This window comes from Humiphilus diazotrophicus (genome assembly GCF_059726315.1).
In genome coordinates this window covers 228,183-244,165 of the sequence record NZ_AP040869.1, presented here as the reverse complement: position 1 = coordinate 244,165, position 15,983 = coordinate 228,183, and the positions used below count along the sequence as shown (strand labels likewise).

Below are 15,983 nucleotides of genomic sequence, written 5' to 3'. Positions count from 1 at the left end.
GGACTAGCCCGAAGTTCCACATCCTTAAGGACGAAAAGGTGTGCGAATTCAGAGGGATAAGTGCAGAGAGCGAATCGGGGTCTGGGTACAGTTTAGAAAGCAGGGGCAACGCCGAGCAGTTCAAAGGCGCGGCGTTGCAGCGGCGTAGGTGTAGAGATCATTTGCATGGAATGGTCGGTAACAGAGACTTGATTGAGAGTCAGAGTAGCCAAGTCTTCGAGTAGCGTGGAGAAGCTATGGACAGCAAGGCCGTCAGCGGAGCGATGGTTTTGCCGCTTTTCCAGAGCCGCTGGGGAACGATGAGCTGGAGCTACGACGGAAGGACGAAGAGCCTCCCCTGCTTGAGGCTCTTCGTCGGTAAATAGCAAGGAGGCGAGAGCTTGTTTGAGATGCCATTCGACATAGGCCGCCAGCAAGCATAACAGGACATGAGCCCGAACGCGGTTAGCCAAGTGATGGTGAATCGGCCGCACCTTCAGATCAACACTCTTCAAGCTACGAAAGGTTCGTTCCACCACCGACAGACGCTTATAGTTGCGCACCGTCTGTTCTGCGGAGAGCTGCTGCTGGGCAACGCTGGTGCGAAGCACATAGATGCCGTCCAGGGCCGCTTCTTGAGCAATGCTGTCTAAGTTACGTCGATAGGTGAAACGGGTCTCCTCGACGGTGAACTGAAAATGCTTGCCCATTTTGTATCGGCCCAGAGCTTTTCCAATAGCGATGCCGATCTTCTCCTTACCTCGTAGGGGACGTCTGTTGCGTTTGCTGGCGGCAACAATCTGCTCCAGCCGCTTTTCTGTGGCAGCTAAAAGCTCCTGACGTTTGCGCGAGCGTTCTTCGGCCAATAAAGGGTTACGACAAGCGATGAGTCGCTCTCCGGCGTAGTCGGGATGAGAGATCTCAGCGAAGTCTTGCTGGTCAAACAAAGACAGCTGCAGGCATCCAGAATCCACCAGACTGCGAATCTGTACGCTACGCAAGGCGGTGATCCAATCCAGTCCGGAGTTGCGCAAATCCTGTTCGATGCGGGCGCTGGTCAACATGCCTCGATCGCCCACCAGGATGACCTGTTGCAGATCAAAGCGGGTGCGTAACTTTTCCACTTGAACGGCAACGGTCTTCGGATCGGCCGTGTTGCCCTCAAAGACTTCCACTGCAAGGGGCCGTCCGTCTTGATCGGTCAGCAGACCGAAGACAATTTGCAAGTTGCCTGAACGCTCATCGCGGGAATGACCATACTGTGCAAGTGGACAATGCCGACCCTCAAAATACGTGGAGGTTACATCGTAGAGCACTAAACAGCCTTGCTGCAGATGGCGCTTGGCCAGTTGCTTTTCAATCGACTCCTGGCGCTCGAACAACCAGTCCATGGCGCGATACAGTTCCTCTTCGCTCACAGATCCCAGCCCCAGACAGGCCCCTAAGCTGCTGGAGGCGGTCTCGGCTTCCAAGCCCCGTACGGTAGCCAACTTCGAAGCTGGCTCAAGGATCCTAGCCACGATCATGGCTACAACCAGATCGCGTTCCCGACAAGACTCTCGACACACCAGGCGCTCCAGTCCTAGCTGACGCAGAGTGCCCAAAGCAGCAGCAACGTGACCATGAGGTAAGGAGCGGTTGATGGTGAAGGCTCCGTTGAGCGGGATCATCGACTCGCCCTTGAGTACCAAGCGCAGACTATCGATCTGCTCCTGCGGCCAGTCGGAAAGGTTGGCCAGGGTAACCTTGCGAATCTTCTTGCCTTCGCGAACGGCCTGCCGCAGCAGTACGGCTGGAGGAGAGTTGCGGTTGGGCACGACGTCGATGTACATGGCCAGCAATATGCATCATTAACAGCACGACGTCAAGCGATGATTTTGATATTACATGGGTACATTTTCATGTAATCAACAAAGACATACTCTGCTTATCTCACTTATCAGTAAGGTGCTTATCTCTCCCTTTGCTCCTTTTCTAAGCTGGAACTTCGGACTAGCGCATTTCTCACTCAGCTGTACACCGGAGCGCCAAAGCCTTGGCAGCTTTCCGTTAAAGAAAGCTGCACTTCATCACTTTTGGCGAGTGTATATCTATGTGAGAAATGCTCTAGGCAGTGATTCTTCCACGGCATTGTTGCACGGGTAGGGGTTAATATCCGAGCGCTATCTCTACCAATAATTCTCAGCAACAACCTGCGGTGGGCCAGCTTCGCCCTTGATAACATTGATTTTCAGCACAATCTGCACGTTTTGATTTGGATCGCGCAGGCTGCGCGACAAATTGTTCATATAGGCAGGGTTGGTGACGAACTCACCAGCGGCCTGACTGGCGTGCAACCCCAAGCCGCCAATTTCGACAGAGATCTGACCTGAAAGCGGATTTCTGGTACGCGTGATCAGTGCATAATCGTCGCGGGACGAGGAGTAGGCCTCGCCCCACGGATAGTTCCAATCGCGGCGTTCGGGATGTTGAGAATCCTCAATCCACATCTTCTGGCTGACAGAATCCATGCGCGGATGGAATCTGAGTTTTGCAACGAGGCGTAGCGACCAAGAATTCCCCAATACGCCGAGCAGAATCGCCGGCCCGGTGTGCAAATCTGCAAGCGCGACACTGTCGGAAGGGCGAAGCAGGAATGTTTTGTTGTGCCGAGTCAAGATCTCGCTTATGTGCGCCATCTCGACGGCATCGGCCCAGGATGCCGCGGGCCAATTCTTGTATTGGGGTATCGGAATCAGGGGATCCTCACCTGCGTTGATGTTGTTTGCCATCTGAGCCGTAAATTCGCTCAGATTCAGAAGCGACGGCTCAACGGTTCCGACACAGACCAAAATCGGAGCGGAAGATTCAAAGACCGGGCCCCAGAACCGGTTTACCCCCGAGTCCAGCCTAGTCCGCAGCACGAGAGAAGCCGCGATCACGATCAGCAGGAGAGAAAGCGCAACGACGGCTGGGACTTTCCAGCGTGAGGGAACTGAAAGTATTCGAGTGTCCTCTGTCTTCGTTTCTGGTTTCACCTGCGTAGAGTGTTCAGGTATGGATACGATTCCAGGCGTCGGAGCCGGCGGACGCCGAAAGTGAGCCACGTAGGACCCGGATGCTAACTCGATCCGCAACTCCTGTTCATGGCCTGCTTCCTGGTAGTATTGCGCGATTCGCTTTCGTACCTCAGCCGCGGCAACCCGAACAATGGAATCTCCGGAAGTATCGAAGGTTGGTTCGCGGCCGAAGACCTCGATTCCGAGGGTGCGCTCTTTGAGAATATCGGCGTGTCCCTCGGTCGTCTGAACCACCACAAAGCGCAGAAAGTCGGAATATCGGCGGCTGTTCCTGAAGTGCGAACTCGCCAGGAGTCGGTCGAGTTGGAGCAGCACGGCTTGCTTGTCCGCAGTGGACAATTCAGTCAATCCCACCGGTGCATGAGAATTTGCCATCTCTTCGGCCTCGAGCGAGGGAAGTATACCCCCGGCAAGCAAGGGGAGCAACTCTGGATTCTTGTACCCATGGGGTGCCGAACCTGCTCCTAACGTCGCCTGTAACGCTCCACAAACCGCGTCTTATCTTACTCGGATGTAAGTAGTTAGACATTGGTCCGAGGATACTAACGCATCCATCACCGTATATTACTGGACGTTTATCCGCGAAGGTCAGTAAGTTTCGCGAAGTTTCGAAACGAAATGATTTCATCACTGAAATCAGGTCGGTAGCGGGATCGAGTCGGCCGTTTCTAGCGTTCGGTGGACACCATACGCAGCCAAGGAACGTGTGAAAACCAGCAACAGCGAGAGGTTCAAAGATGCACTTAGATCTCCATCGCTCGATCAGTGTTGCCTGGGTAGGCGGAGGCGGCCCGCCGCCAGCTGCCGCACGAGCCGCACCGGGATCTTGTCGTTATCGTGCTGATCAAGGCAATTGAAAATGCAGCACAACTTTTCAGGAGGCAGTGGAGTGAAAATCTTCAGGCAACTTGCGATGCTGGCATTTATGGTGGTATTCGCTCATACCCTATGGGGACAAGCGGGCACAACCGGCACAATCTTGGGAACGGTCACCGATACTTCCGGGGCCGTGGTCTCAGGCGCTCCTGTCGAGGTGACCAACACAGCAACCGGCGTAACCAACAGAGTGACTTCAACAGGGACCGGCGATTACACCGTAGCCAACCTGATTCCCGGTCCCTACAGGGTGTCGGTGCAAATGGCCGGATTCTCCAAGGCGGTTGTCTCGGGGATCGTGCTTGTGGTCGCACAGGATCAACGCGTCAACTTTCAATTAAAGACGGGTGCCATTACTGAGACAGTCGAGATCAGCGCCAATGCGGTTGCCCTTGACACCGATTCGTCCTCGGTTTCGCAAATCGTTAGCGAGCAGCAGATGTCCAAACTGCCGATCAACGGCCGTAACTTCACCAGTCTTTTGTTTGTCGGCGCGGGCGCTGTGCAGACAGTAGGCGAACAGGGGCAGATGCGGTCGAACGAAGGCAACGCGATCAGCATCAATGGGTCTCGCCCGGAGTCGAACAACTATACTCTGGACGGATTGATGAATACCGATACGGCCTTGAGTACGCCGGCCGTGATTTTGTCTCAGGACGCGATCCAGGAGTTCAAGGTGCAGAGCGCGACCTACTCGGCCGAGTACGGTTTCAGCGCCAACCAGGTCAACATCGTCAGCAAGAGCGGCGGAAACAAGTTTCACGGCTCGGTCTTCGAGTTCCTCCGCAACGACTTCATGAACGCCATTCCCCACCAGAGCGTCAGCAATACCAGCAAGACGGCTACCGAATGGCGCGATAATCAGTTTGGCTACGTTTTAAGTGGTCCGGTGACCATTCCGAAGCTTTACAACGGTCATGATAAAACGTTCTTTTTAGCGAATTACGAGGGGCGGCGCGCTGTCCTGGGTGGCCATACCTCGGGATCTGCGCCTACGTCGGCCGAACTTAGCGGTGACTTTTCTGCCATTGCCGCGGACACGACAAATTTCCCGCTGGCTGGCACCCCGGCTTGCATAGCGATTTCCTCGTCGGGTGCAAAGAACTGTGCACCGGTCGATCCGCTCACCGGGCAGCCGTTTCCTGGAAACAAGATTCCCTCAACCAGGTTCTCTCGCATGGCCCAGGTTACCTCGAAAACGATTCCGACGGCAGCCACAGACACCAACGGCGAGGTGAACTGGTTTGCAACGGCCAACTCAACCACCAATACCGATCAGCAGACCTATCGTGTTGATCAGACCTTCCAAAAGTGGGGGCAAATTTTCTTTCGCTATACCAAGGCGGATTACGCTTCCCAGAATTTTGGAACCTCCTCGCTCGCAGCCCAAGCCAATGCCGGGGCAAACATCTTCTCTGAAAATTCGACCAGTTGGACAGGCGCCTATACGTTGGCCTTGCCTCACGGCTTCGTCAATGATTTCCGCTTTGGCAAACTGGAAGCGAAGGCAATCCAAGGCGACAGCCCGGCCAGCGCGGCGGATATCTCGACTCTGGCGCTCACCGGCGTCTTTACGAAGCTTCCATCGTATGCTGCTGGTTATCCAAATCTTTCTTTCGGTGTGTCGAATGCCGTTTCAGCGGGCAGCCCCGGAAACAATCCCACCACTAGTGATATTCCTGTGTGGGAGTTTGCCGATTCGGTTGTCAAGCAATGGAGAGCGCACTCATTCAACTTCGGATTTGACTATCGTTCCTGGGTGCAGAAACGGAATTTGGCCACTAATTTTCTCGGGTCGTATTCCTACAGCAGCAATCTGATCAACCAGAATGGAACCGGCGGCGTCAACGGTTGCCCCGCTGGCAACGTGTATTGCGGAACCGGCAACTCTTATGCGGACTTTTTGCTGGGTTACTACAATGGGGCCTCGACATTCCAGCCGGGCCCATTCTCGGCCACGGGATCGGAGCCGGGTCATCTGAATCAGTATGTCTTCAAATATGCGGCGCCCTATTTCCAGGATGACTGGAAAGTTAGCTCAAAGCTTACCCTCAACCTGGGCCTGCGCGTCGACCTGCGCACAGTTCCGTACGCAACCAACAACCAGCTATTCTGGCTGGATACGCAAAACAAATTGGGCGGGCTCTGCTTTGCGGACAAGGAACTGCTGACTAACGGCATTGCTCCGGAAGGCAACGGACTCTACCGTTATTGTGGCAAACACCCCAACCCCGAGAGCAAGTCACCCATCGCTCCGCGCTTTGGTTTCACCTATCGTCCCGCAGATAAATTCGTCGTCCGCGGTGGCTACGGCATATTCTTCGACTCCTCCGAAACGCGTGAGATGGACAACTCCGGAGATCAGTATCCGTTCCTGATCCGTACCTCCTTGACCCCCAGTGCGGGTACCTCGTTGAAGTCGACCGATCAATTGTTTACGCCGATGAGCACCATCGCTCCGGTTTCGCCTGCCGCCAACGGCGGAGCTTTTACCGCGGTGATCCTGTCTGAAAACCCACTTAACCCGTACGTGCAACAGTGGACCGTGTCCGTCGAACGGGAGATGGCCAAGAACACTACCCTCGAGATCAACTACATTGGCAACAAAGGAACCCATCTTCTGGAGCGATTCAACGTTAACCAGGCAGGCGCGTTGCCCACCAACGAATTGACGTATTGCAACGCCCATTCAACCATAACCATTGCGACAGGTGGCCAGTATAACTGCGCGCCAGCATCCCGCCAGCCGTTGCCCAACTTCACCAGTTCCAATGGATTCCTCGACAGCAAATGGATTGGCTACTCCAGCTACAACTCGGGCAACGTGAAGCTGGAGCACCGCGCCACCGACGGCGCCGTGCTGTTGGTTTACACCTGGGCCAAGAGCCTTGACAGCAAGTCTGCTGCTGCCGGCATCGGCGCTACCAACAGCTACGCCGGTCCTATGGACTCTGCGAATCCTCGCCGGGACTATGGCCGCTCCGACTTCGATGTAAGTCAGCGTTTTGTCGCCAGCTATGCCTATGTCCTGCCCGTGGGCCGTGGTAAACGAATTGGCGGAAACATCAATCGTCTAGCGGATGCAGCGGTGGGAGGCTGGGAGATAACCGGTATCGGCACCTACCAGAAGGGTTTCCCTTTCTCCGTACAGGCCAACGATACCAATTCCTTGTTGGGCACCCCGAACCAACGCGCCGACATCGTCGGAAACCCGCGCTCCGGATTTACCAAGAGCGCCAAGCAATGGTTCAATACCGATGCCTTCACATCACCGCAGGGCGGCCTCTTCGGCAACAGCGGACGCAACATCCTGAACGAGCCGGGAATCTCCAATTGGGATATGGGCGTTGTAAAGCATGTGAATATCACCGAGAGAGCCAGGTTCGAGCTTCGCTTGGAAAGCTTTAATACTTTCAACCATGCCCAGTACGGCGTGGATACGAATAACGGCGCAGGACCTGGCTCGACAGCGGAATCCACCAACGTAACCTCTACAACCTTCGGCCAAATTACCTCGTACCGTCCAGCACGCATCTTGCAGCTAGGCGGTAAGATCATTTTCTAACTGCAACTAGAGGAAAAGCAGAGTAAGTGTAATGTGGAACTATGGCTTTCGAATACCTTACATCAACTCTGCTTTTGTTTTAGCTAACCTGCGATCTGCCACCTGGGCAAGCGTGGCGGATCGTCCTGTCTGTTCGGTATGATTGCGCCACGATGATAGCTACATGGAAGGCCCGGATTTCCAGTGCACTGATTCTTTCAGGATGCATTGCTGCCCAAGTCCTGGCGCAGGGCGTTGCGGATCGGGACGATTTCGCGCAACTGTTTAACGCTGGACGTGCGGCCATGACCGCAGGCAGATTCGACGAGGCTCGCACTGACTTCGAGCGGCTGGAAAAGATGAATGCATCGGTCGCTGAGGTTCACGCTACGCTCGGCGTCATCAACTTCAAGCTGGGCAACTTCGATCGCGCCGTGCAAGAGATACGCATGGCACGCAAGCTCAAGCCCACTCTCCCTGGACTCGATTCTTTGCTCGCCATGTCGCTTGCCGAAAGCGGCAAGAATCGCGAGGCGTTGCCAGGTCTGGAGGAGGCATTTCGTTCAGCCCCCGACCCGGAGGTGAAGCGGCAAGCCGGGCTTGAACTCACCACAGTCTATGGCCATCTCCAGCTGGATCGTCGCGCGGTTGAGACAGCATTGCAATTGCGCGATCTCTATAAGGACGATCCCGAAGTCCTGTACAACGTGGGAAAGATCCTTGGCAACTCCGCGTACCTTACCATGCAGAGCCTGTTTCACAATGCTGGCACATCGGTTTGGACGAAGCTGGCAGAGGCGGAAGCGCTAGAAAGCCAGGGGCAATTTGTTGAAGCCATCAAGAGTTATCGGAGCGTACTCGACATCGATCCGCGCCACCCGAATATTCATTACCGCATTGGACGTACCTATCTTGCGCGATGGGAATCGAGCCACGCTGCTGAAGATATTGCCGCGGCGGAAGAAGAGTTTGCAAAGGAAATCGAAGTCAATGAAGGCAATGCCAATGCTGCCTACGAACTAGCCGGATTGCGCTGGAAGGATGGCAATGAATCCTCGGCGCAGCAACTATACGAATCTGCAATTAAGAACTACCCCGACTTTGAAGAGGCGGAGGTGGGATTGGGGGGCGTCCTGCTCGATGAACAAAAGCCCTCGCTTGCCGTGCCGCACCTGAAGCGAGCGATCGAGCTTCGCGCAGAGGACGAGGTCGCCTGGTACCGGCTGGCGCGAGCCGAGCACGAGCTTGGTGATGTACAGGCGCAAAAGCAGGCACTCATGGTATTCCAAAAGCTGCATACTCATTCAGCCGCCAGGCGTGACAGTGCAGCATCAACTCGATCGCAGGATAACGTAACACCTCAGAAGCTGGCCGTGGAGGCCCAACCGCAATGATCGAAATGCAAGCATCAACCGGATAACAACCTAGATCATCGGCGCAAAAACATGCGGAAGGCGCTCCTGCTTGCGCTACTGGAACCGGCTGTCAGTCAATTCGAGGCCGAAGACAAAGACGATGGCGCTGGGCGTATGGCACTGTTTGAGGAACAGGAACCCATGCCATGGGGCCGCCTGTGTCGGTGAAGCTTTTCTCCATGATTTACATTACATTGGCCATATCCTTTATATATTTGCTGGCTCCCTTGAATTGTCAACAGCCTTTGCGGTGAGCTTACTTGTAGCCAGTGGATGGATCAGAGCGAATGCTAGGGGATGAAGTAATGCCATTATAGAAAAGATCAAGGCGTATCCCCGATGAACGACTAAATATCCGATCACTTCGCTCGACAGCATTCCACCCAAGCCACTTCCGGCGGCGACCATTCCTGCGGCAGTGCCGACCTGCCAGGAAGGGAACAATTCCAGGAGGAGCGCCGTAAGGTTGACCAGCCAGCACATATGAGCAAATGCTGCTAAGGCAGAGACAAATATCGCAAGGTTTGGCGAGGCGAAAGACATCAGAGGCGTGAGCGGGACCAGACAGGCGCACAGCAGCATCGTCTTTCGATAGGCGTGTTTTGTCTCGTGTCCTTGTCGCACCCAGAGATGAGAAATCGAGCCGCCTAATAGCGTCCCAATACCGGCAGCCAGATAAACGATCCATCCCACTTGTGCAACTCGCTCCATCGCAAAATGACGAGTATCGAATAGATATTTCGGAAACCAGAACAAATAAAAATACCAAACAGGGTCGGTAATTCCTCGGGCGAAGATGAGCCGCCAAGTATTCCTCTGCATTAGGACAACACGAAAGTTCCCCTTGGGATGTCCGGGAACGTCTTCTCCTGTATTTATCTGGAGGTTTTCCGCTGCAGTGCCTTTTTGTTGGCTGCGCACATAAAAGTGAAACCAGAAGGGAAGCCACAATAGACCGGCTGCGCCATCCAACAGAAAGACAATTTTCCAGGGAAAGTGTGCGCTCAGCCAGGCAATACTGGGAAGGGCAGCGATTGCACCTACGGTGGCTCCTGCCGTATAGACTCCAATAGCCATAGCGCGCTTTTCCCGCTTGAAGTACTCGCCTACCGCCTTGGGCGCAGCTACCCAGAGTCCTGGTTCTCCCAGACCCAGCATGAACCGTGTAATAGCGAGGCCAAAGCCCGTGCAAGCAAATGCTGTTGCTGCTTCAGCCAGAGACCACCATCCAACGAAGAGAGCCATACTACGCCGGATCCCCAGACGATCACTGAGATAGCCAGCTCCGGCATAGGCAATGGCAGAGGCTAAAAGAAAGCCGCTGATCACATGCCCATAACCGGAATCGCTCAAATGCAACGCAGCCTGTACACGCGGTGCAAGCACAGAGAGGCTCTGCCGATCGAAGTAGTTAATCAGAGCAATCAAAAACAAAAGAACAAGCAGATGCCATTTGATCGCCGTGCTGTATTCCTGCTGTTTCATCTTGTCTCTTCACTCGTTCGGTCTTACCAGAAGTTGAAGCATAATAACCCACCTGAGACCTATCTCAATCCTTCTGTATGGACTTGTTGCTCACCTACAAGTCTGGAAATGAGCAGGTGAAAAACTCGATCAGAATTGGCTTGTAGACACGCTCGTATATTGGTTCGTTGCGAAGATTGAGTTATTTCTCGTGTAAATCCTCGATCATCTACCTGCAGAGGAATCGTTTGTGCGGGACATGATGACGGTTCGATAGCCTCGCTTACGGCAAGAACGTCAAAAAGGGTTGGAGTTGGGTTGTTGGTTGAGAGAGTCCATTGCTCATAAAGCGTGGTGACCGCCGTCGTAAGCGCATTATCGGCACTAAAAATCGCCGTCCTTTTTACTTCATCCAGCTTGAGCTGTGTGGAGTCGAGTGGGAGCACCGTTAGTAGTACTCCCGAGTTGAATAGCTTCTTTGCCGAGGAGATATCGAGAAGGATGTTATATTCCGGATCCGGGCCGTGATCAGGTCTGTACCCTAGATCTCCGTACCCTTTCCGAATGGAACCACCCATAATGATTACCTGTTTGAGCTTGTGGAAGGTCTCTGGATCACGGTCAACCAAAGCCCCGATATTACTTAGCGGAGCAACTGAAATTAGTGTGATTTCTCCAGGATACCTGCGAATCTGAGAGAGGATGAAGTCGGTGGCATTCGGCCATGGTTTGGCTGGGCTAGCCTCACGGCTAGCCCATTGAGCCTGGGTAAATGGTGCATTGGCGGCAGTGTGTGTTGGAGCTCCGACGGCGATTGGGATATCACTTCTACCGGCAGCAACGAGGAATCTTTTCACTAATCGCGCACGGAGTTCCGTATCACCCCACGCAGTAGTAATCCCCAGGATCTGTAGCTCCGGACTGCGTAGCAGCAAACCTAGTGCGAAGGCATCATCAATATCATCTCCGATATCGGTGTCAAAGATAACCTTTTGTGGCACGATTCCTTGAATCGCTTGAGCCTTGGATTGGAGCGAAGGTACAAGAAAATAAAGTAGAAGGGCTAACGCGATATATCTGCTTTTCATTTGTATCCTCTTGCGGTTAGTTCGTCATCGATAGAGTTGCCGAAGTCAATAGCCTCTGGACTTCCAGAGCTGAAGGCATGGACGGAAGTGCCCCTCGACGAGTTACTGAAAGTGCCGAAGCCGCAATTGCAAATTTAGCTGATTCGAGAGGTGATGCTCCGAGACACAGGCTGTGAGCAAAAGCTCCGTTAAAAGCGTCTCCTGCAGCGGTAGTATCGATAGCAGGAACAGGGATTGCAGGTACAAAGGCACGCAGACCATCGGCAGTAGCCAAATAAGCTCCGCGAGAGCCAAGTTTGAGCAAGAGGTTTTGAGGTCCGTCGATCAGCACCTGATCGGCGATTATCTTAAGATCTCTCTCGGTTAAGGCTGCAACAGAGATTCCGAACAACTGTCCGGCTTCCAATTCGTTGGGGGTGAGCCATGTAATCCGACGCATAGTATTAGGATCGATCACTCGTGCTGGTGCAGGATCGAGCATAAGCGGTACCCTAAGATCTTCGCAGGTCGATGCGAGTGCATCGAGAGCCGAAAGCGGCGTCTCGAGTTGCGTCAGCACTATGCCACACTGAGTAATAACATCGCGATGTTTGTAGACATCGTTTGAGGTGAGCATCGAGTTTGCACCTGAGACAACCATGATTGAGTTTTCTCCGCTCTCCGTTACTACGATGATTGCGACTCCGGATGAGCCCTCAACCTTTTGAATATATTGGGGATCAACACCGGCCTGTTCCAGTGCTTGTAGACTTGCAGTTCCGAAGTTGTCGCTGCCGATGTGCCCGATCATGAAAGTTCTCGATCCCAGGCGGGCTGCGGCCCCGGCTTGATTGGCACCTTTACCTCCACTGAAAATCTCGAAGTCTGAAGCTGCAAGGGTTTCTCCAGGCTTGGGCTGGCGGTGACTGCGAACAACCAGATCTGTATTGATACTTCCGACGACAAGTATAGATTTCATTTTCAATGCTCTCTAGGAAAGAGTTTTTGGTGCCAAGGCGATCATCATGAGCCCGGTCAGAAAAAAGATGAACATGAGAGTTAGCAAAATATTGACGGTGCGGGAAGCATTACGAAATTGTCGCTAGACAAAAACGTCCCATACCCCAACACAACATGCTGCAGAGCATACATGCCGGTTGCGCTGCATAGCTTTCCGGGTAGTAAGCATTCAAATTTTTATCACTCTCTTTCCTGGAATGAACCGGTTCAATTAAGAGGAATTGGACACCCATACAGGAGAACTGTCAAGAAATCACTAGAAATATAAAGGGTGATAGCGAATTATGTCTTGGATTGACAAAGAGGGCAGATGCCCGATATCGTTTGTCCGTTATGAAACGGTTCATATTTCCGAGCCTGTGTGTTTTTGACCTGCTGCTGCTTTTCTTTGGTGTGGGGAGCAGGAGCTATGGTCAAGTTCGACCATCTGTTGGGGCATTGCACGATGGAGATCGTGTTGCTTTCTACGGAGACAGCATTACTGCGCAAAGGCTTTACACGCGCTTTGTTGAGGATTTTTTAGTATCGCGTTATCCATCGCTTGATATCCGGTTTTTAAATGCAGGGGTGAGTGGAGACACTGTCCAAGGGGGAAGTGCAGGGGCTCTGCAAACAAGGCTCCGTCGAGATGTCTTTCCGTTTCGCCCTACGTTAGTGACTGTGATGTTGGGGATGAATGATGGTCGATACCGTACTGATCATCCGGAGGATGTGGATGCCTTTCGTCGTGGCTATCTCAACATTGTCGAATCGGTTCGGGATGCGCTTCCAGAAGCCGAAATTCTGGGGATTCGTCCCTCACCCTACGACGAGATAGCTCATGTTCCCCGCCTGACAGGATACAACGGCAGGCTTCTTCAGTTTGGGGATGACATTGCGCGTCTGGCGAAAGAGAAGAACTTTGCTGTTTGCGATCTGAATAATCCGATGGAGATGGCTCTGCATAGGGGAATGCAGGAAAGCCCGCAGTTAGCTGGAAGTTTGCTTCCGGATAGGATTCACCCTTCCGAAACCGGTCATTGGATATTGGCTGTTGCTCTGGCGCGTTGTCTGGGAGCAACAGCCGTCGTCAGTCAAACTGTTCTTGATGCCAATGCCGGAAAAACGGTAAGCGCTGAAAGAACCTCGATAAGCGATCTTCAATTGTCAGGGAGTGGAATGTCTTGGATCCAGCAAGACGAAGCCTTGCCCTTACCTCTTGAACTGAACAATCCCGAGATCCAGTTTTTGCTGAATATTTCTGATTTGAAGACATTGGATCGCCAGCTGTTACAGATCCATGGATTGGGTGCTGGAAGGTATCGGCTCTCAATCGACGATGAGCTAATCGCCAGTTTTACAAAAGAGGAACTTGATGCCGGAATTAACCTCGCCCTATTGGAAACTCCGATGCAAAAGCAGTCGAGAGCCATTGATTGGAAGGCGGACAGCCGCTCCAAACTCGGTGCTACGCGGTTCAATCTTCTCACTATAGGGGAGGGAGTTAGCGGTTCTGGGGAAGCATTACGGGCTTTGGATAGTCTCGATGAACGAATGCTGGCAGAAGAACGAAAAGCCGCTCAGCCAAAACCTCGTCACTTTCTCTTAACCAAGGAGACGAATTGATGTTCCTGACGGGAGTGCGGTGGTCGATATCCTTGGGGCTACTTTTTTGCGCAACACTGTTTCTTCATGCCGAGTTTCCGCAAGACGCAAACATTTTGAACGTCCGGGACTTTGGGGCAAAGGGCGACGGTGTCACAGACGACACGAATGCGATTAACAAAGCGATCGCCGCGAGCGGGCAGAGCATGGGGTACTCCTGGTGGCACGATCGGATCGTATATCTTCCAGCCGGTACTTACCGGATATCCGCACCGCTTCTGAAGCGGTATGAGAGTGGCAATTTTGGATCGGGTATGTTGCTGATTGGCGATGGAGCGGACAAGACAACTCTGCTTTTAGCTGATCATGCCTCAGAATATGACGATCCTGAGAAACCGCGACCGATGATCTTTAGTACTTCACAGTTACTCGATCGTGGAGGTCCTTACGGAGGCGGTAAAGATTATCCGCATCTCGGCGAAGGAAATGACGCTTATGAGAATTTCATCGAGAGCATGACCCTAGATGTTGGGTCGGGGAATCCGGGGGCCGTTGCTATCGACTATTTGGCGAACAATCTTGGGGCGATTCGTCACGTTCGGGTTAAGGCTCGCGCTGGAAGCGGGGCAACGGGAATCAAGATGACTCGTAAATGGGTTGGCCCCGCGATCCTTGAAGATGTCTTCGTGGAAGGGTTCGCTGTTGGAGTTGATGTTGCTAATACCGAGTACGGTCTTACGATGGACCACGTAAGTTTGAAAGGACAGAGCAAGTCTGGACTCAAAAACAGCCGGAATTCAATTTCAGCGAAAGATCTTATCGTCGTCTCGGGATCCTCGGCGATTGCTGTCGACAACGATGCGGCTGCGGGCCTCATCACTCTGGTTCGAGCGGATCTGCGGGGACCATCAGTGATCAGAAATCTGGGGACAATGGTCTTTCGCGATTGCCGTGTTTCGGCGGATGAGATCCAGTTGGAAAAGTTGTTCGGAAGCGAGAGAGTCAATGGCGTTCTTGAGGGAATGAAGCATTGGCAGAATCGTTCACCTTGGTCCTTGCCGATCGAGGAGATTCCTGAGGTTGTCGATGGACCAGTCAAGACATGGGTTAGTGTGAAGCAGTACGGCGCTATCTCTGATCCTCTTCATGACTCAACAGATGCTTTCAATCGTGCCTTTGCCTCGGGTGCAGCAACGATCTATGTTCCCAATGGTATCTATGGCATCAGTAGTAGCTTGACCATTCCTCCTACGGTGAAGCACATTGCCGGGATGAACTCCGCCTTGCGATTGCTTCCGAAAGCACGGCCTACCTCATTTTCGCCTGAGAATGGAATGATCCGTGTTCTCGAATCCTCCACTAATGCTCTGCTCATCGATCGCCTGGGCATCTCCAATTCCGACCAACAGGTTGGATTCGAAGTCGTTGGAGACCGCGACGTGGTGTTACGCGACATCCCCAGCGTCGGAGTGAATATGTTAGCCCGCCCTGCTGGAGGTGGAAGAGTTTTTCTCGATAACGTCTGTTGTGGAGGGCTGCGCATCGCGGGGACGAAGTTAGTTGCTGCCCGTCAGTTCGATACCGAAGGCGCTGGCACTCGTATCGTAAATGCGGGATCACCGCTCTGGATTCTGGGTTTGAAAACAGAGCGTCCCAATGTGATTCTTCAGCAGAATGCCGGAGCTCACACCGAGCTGATGGGGGGACTTATCTATATGGTTTTGCCGAACCCCAATTCTGTTCTACCCGCTTTTAGTGTGATCGATTCAGAACTTCATGCTTCGTTTGCAGAAGAGGCCTTTTCCGACGATCGAACCTTTGCCTTCTATTTAGTTGCTGAGAATCACGGTGTGAAAACTGTGATTCCTCGAACACGTTTTCCGTCCCGCAATGGAGCCGCAAGCGGGAGGATTGTGCCTCTGCTCTCAGCAGGAGATAACTGGCAGGAAAAAGTATCGAAATGATGGGATCGCCT

10 protein-coding genes are annotated in these 15,983 nt (G+C 53.1%); 5 read left to right on the top strand and 5 right to left on the bottom strand.

What is annotated here, in order from left to right:
* Window positions 1-92: 92 nt before the first annotated feature.
* Together AC6I7T_RS00815 and AC6I7T_RS00810 are read right to left on the bottom strand one after the other, a co-directional pair.
* Window positions 93-1,811 carry an IS1634 family transposase gene (locus tag AC6I7T_RS00815; RefSeq protein WP_497788306.1) on the bottom strand — a complete coding sequence of 573 codons (1,719 nt, stop codon included), beginning with the start codon at window positions 1,809-1,811 and terminating at the stop codon, window positions 93-95.
* A 336-nt stretch (window positions 1,812-2,147) separates the two neighbouring features.
* The gene (locus AC6I7T_RS00810) at window positions 2,148-3,413 is read right to left on the bottom strand and encodes a hypothetical protein (protein ID WP_497788305.1); all 1,266 of its coding nucleotides are present in this window, start codon (window positions 3,411-3,413) and stop codon (window positions 2,148-2,150) included.
* A 514-nt stretch (window positions 3,414-3,927) separates the two neighbouring features.
* Here AC6I7T_RS00810 and AC6I7T_RS00805 point away from each other — a divergent pair.
* The 3 genes from AC6I7T_RS00805 to AC6I7T_RS00795 all read left to right on the top strand — a co-directional run bounded on the left by AC6I7T_RS00805 (window position 3,928) and on the right by AC6I7T_RS00795 (window position 9,041).
* The gene (locus AC6I7T_RS00805; RefSeq protein ID WP_497788304.1) at window positions 3,928-7,479 is read left to right on the top strand and encodes a TonB-dependent receptor; all 3,552 of its coding nucleotides are present in this window, start codon (window positions 3,928-3,930) and stop codon (window positions 7,477-7,479) included.
* A gap of 152 nt (window positions 7,480-7,631) precedes the next feature.
* Complete coding sequence (locus tag AC6I7T_RS00800; RefSeq protein WP_497788303.1) at window positions 7,632-8,852, top strand: tetratricopeptide repeat protein; 1,221 nt, start codon at window positions 7,632-7,634, stop codon at window positions 8,850-8,852.
* 51 nt (window positions 8,853-8,903) lie between these two features.
* Window positions 8,904-9,041 (top strand): hypothetical protein, encoded by a 138-nt coding sequence (locus AC6I7T_RS00795; RefSeq protein ID WP_497788302.1) that lies wholly within the window; start codon window positions 8,904-8,906, stop codon window positions 9,039-9,041.
* A gap of 39 nt (window positions 9,042-9,080) precedes the next feature.
* Here AC6I7T_RS00795 and AC6I7T_RS00790 read toward each other — a convergent pair whose 3' ends face one another.
* Genes AC6I7T_RS00790 through rbsK form a run of 3 tightly spaced genes read right to left on the bottom strand, consistent with a single transcriptional unit; the run spans window position 9,081 to window position 12,383 of the window.
* Window positions 9,081-10,358 carry an MFS transporter gene (locus tag AC6I7T_RS00790; RefSeq protein ID WP_497788301.1) on the bottom strand — a complete coding sequence of 426 codons (1,278 nt, stop codon included), beginning with the start codon at window positions 10,356-10,358 and terminating at the stop codon, window positions 9,081-9,083.
* A 59-nt stretch (window positions 10,359-10,417) separates the two neighbouring features.
* On the bottom strand, window positions 10,418-11,425 hold the full coding sequence (locus AC6I7T_RS00785) for a nucleoside hydrolase (protein WP_497788299.1): 1,008 nt from the start codon (window positions 11,423-11,425) through the stop codon (window positions 10,418-10,420).
* A gap of 16 nt (window positions 11,426-11,441) precedes the next feature.
* Window positions 11,442-12,383 carry a ribokinase gene (rbsK, locus tag AC6I7T_RS00780; protein WP_497788298.1) on the bottom strand — a complete coding sequence of 314 codons (942 nt, stop codon included), beginning with the start codon at window positions 12,381-12,383 and terminating at the stop codon, window positions 11,442-11,444.
* Window positions 12,384-12,757: 374 nt separating this feature from the next.
* On the opposite strand from rbsK, the gene AC6I7T_RS00775 reads away from it, so the two are divergent.
* Together AC6I7T_RS00775 and AC6I7T_RS00770 are read left to right on the top strand one after the other, a co-directional pair.
* The gene (locus AC6I7T_RS00775; protein WP_497788296.1) at window positions 12,758-14,029 is read left to right on the top strand and encodes an SGNH/GDSL hydrolase family protein; all 1,272 of its coding nucleotides are present in this window, start codon (window positions 12,758-12,760) and stop codon (window positions 14,027-14,029) included.
* Window positions 14,029-15,972 carry a glycosyl hydrolase family 28-related protein gene (locus tag AC6I7T_RS00770; protein ID WP_497788295.1) on the top strand — a complete coding sequence of 648 codons (1,944 nt, stop codon included), beginning with the start codon at window positions 14,029-14,031 and terminating at the stop codon, window positions 15,970-15,972. The genes AC6I7T_RS00775 and AC6I7T_RS00770 overlap by 1 nt, the downstream gene beginning before the upstream one ends.
* The last annotated feature ends 11 nt before the right edge of the window (window positions 15,973-15,983 follow it).